The organism is Mesorhizobium sp. M7A.F.Ca.CA.001.10.2.1 (genome assembly GCF_003998575.1).
Classification (GTDB): domain Bacteria; phylum Pseudomonadota; class Alphaproteobacteria; order Rhizobiales; family Rhizobiaceae; genus Mesorhizobium.
Window position 1 is genome coordinate 1 of record NZ_RZQY01000764.1, and the last position, 2,623, is coordinate 2,623.

Annotated in this window: 1 pseudogene; it reads left to right on the forward strand. The window is 62.9% G+C overall.

From position 1 onward, the window contains the following. Window positions 1–2,473, forward strand: a pseudogene (locus EN964_RS31345) (DNA-directed RNA polymerase subunit beta'); the annotation flags it as partial. Between the last annotated feature and the right edge of the window lie 150 nt (window positions 2,474–2,623).

The window sequence follows — 2,623 nt, forward strand, 5'->3', positions numbered from 1 at the left end:
GATCATCGGCGAGCTTCTGCCGAAGAACGTCAACGTGCCTTACGAGACCGCCAACCAGGAGATGACCAAGAAGAACATCTCCAAGATGATCGACACCGTCTACCGCCATTGCGGTCAGAAGGAGACGGTCATTTTCTGCGATCGCATCATGGCGCTCGGATTCAGCCATGCCTGCCGTGCCGGCATTTCGTTCGGCAAGGACGACATGCTGATCCCGGATGCCAAGATCAAGCTGGTCTCCGACACCGAGGCTTTGGCCAAGGAATACGAGCAGCAGTACAATGACGGTCTGATCACGCAGGGCGAGAAGTACAACAAGGTCGTCGACGCCTGGGCCAAGTGCTCGGAAAAGGTCGCCGACGAAATGATGGCCCGTATCAAGGCGGTCGAGTTCGAGGACAATGGCCGTCAGAAGCCGATGAACTCGATCTACATGATGTCGCACTCCGGTGCGCGTGGCTCGCCCACCCAGATGCGCCAGCTTGCCGGCATGCGCGGCCTCATGGCCAAGCCGTCGGGTGAAATCATCGAGACGCCGATCATCTCGAACTTCAAGGAAGGCCTGACCGTGCTCGAGTACTTCAACTCGACCCACGGCGCCCGCAAGGGTCTGGCCGACACCGCCTTGAAGACGGCGAACTCGGGTTACCTCACCCGTCGTCTGGTCGACGTGGCGCAGGATTGCATCGTCAACTCCGTCGACTGCGGCACCGACAAGGGCCTCACCATGCAGCCGATCGTCGATGCCGGTCAGGTCGTCGCTTCGGTCGGCCAGCGCGTGCTGGGCCGTACGTCGCTCGACGACATCACCCATCCGGTGTCGGGCGAGATCCTGGTCAAGGCCGGAACGCTGATGGACGAGCGTGACGTGGAACAGATCGAAAAGGCCGGCGTCCAGTCGGTCCGCATCCGCTCGGCACTGACTTGCGAAGTCAGGGTTGGCGTCTGCGCGGTCTGCTACGGTCGCGATCTGGCCCGCGGCACCCCGGTCAATCAGGGCGAAGCCGTCGGCGTCATCGCGGCGCAGTCGATCGGCGAGCCGGGCACCCAGCTCACCATGCGTACCTTCCACATGGGCGGTACCGCGCAGGTCGTGGACAGCTCGTTCCTTGAAGCCTCGTATGAGGGCAAGGTCGAGATCCGCAACCGCAACGTGGTGCGCAACTCCGACGGCCAGCAGATGGTCATGGGCCGCAACATGGCGGTTCTGATCCTCGACGAAGCCGGCAAGGAGCGCGCCTCGCACCGCCTCACCTATGGTTCGCGCATCTTCGTGGACGATGGTGACAAGGTGAAGCGCGGCCAGCGTATCGCCGAGTGGGATCCCTATACCCGTCCGGTCCTCACCGAAATCGAGGGCAGGGTGTCGTACGAGGATCTGGTCGACGGCATTTCCGTTCAGGAAACGGCCGACGAGTCGACCGGCATCACCAAGCGTGAGGTCATCGACTGGCGCTCGACGCCACGCGGCAACGACCTGAAGCCGGCGATTGCGATCCAGGACGCCAAGGGCAAGGTCGGCAAGCTGTCGAAGGGCGGCGACGCCCGCTTCCTGCTCTCGGTCGAGGCCATTCTTTCGGTCGAGCCGGGTTCGCAGGTTCGCCCCGGCGACGTGCTGGCGCGTATTCCGATGGAAAGCGCCAAGACCAAGGACATCACCGGCGGTCTGCCGCGTGTTGCCGAGCTGTTCGAGGCACGTCGTCCGAAGGATCACGCCATCATCGCCGAGATCGACGGCACGATCCGCTTCGGCCGCGACTACAAGAACAAGCGTCGCATCATCATCGAGCCGCATGACTCGACGCTTGAGCCGGTCGAATACCTGATCCCGAAGGGCAAGCCGTTCCATCTCCAGGACGGCGACGTCATCGAGAAGGGCGACTACATCCTCGACGGCAATCCGGCGCCGCACGACATCCTGGCGATCAAGGGCGTGGAGGCACTTGCTTCCTACCTCGTCAACGAGATCCAGGAAGTCTATCGTCTGCAGGGCGTGTCGATCAACGACAAGCACATCGAGGTGATTGTTCGCCAGATGCTGCAGAAGGTCGAGATCACGGTGCAGGGCGATTCGACCTGCATCCCGGGCGATCATGTCGACGTGATCGAACTGGAAGAGGTCAACGAGCGTCTGGTCGAGGACGGCAAGAAGCCGGCCGAAGGCCTGCCGGTGCTGCTCGGCATCACCAAGGCATCGCTGCAGACGCCGTCCTTCATCTCGGCCGCCTCCTTCCAGGAAACGACCCGGGTGCTGACGGAGGCTGCGGTTGCCGGCAAGACCGACATGCTGCAGGGCTTGAAGGAAAACGTCATCGTCGGCCGGCTGATCCCGGCCGGTACCGGCGGCACGATGAGCCAGATCCGGCGCATCGCCACCTCGCGCGACGAACTGATCATCGACGAGCGCCGCAAGGCCTCGGGTGCGGAAGTCGCCGAGCCGATGCTGGCCGACATGACAACCGCCGCGCAGTAAGCGCGGCGGTTGGAATCTCAGGCAAAAAAAGGCCGTCGGGGCGACCCGGCGGCCTTTTTTCATTGCGTTGGAGCCGAACTTTGTGGCGGTGGCGAAGTGAGGAGCATCGTCTGGTGCCTTGTTTTGCAGGCTGGGGCCGCCCCTCATCTG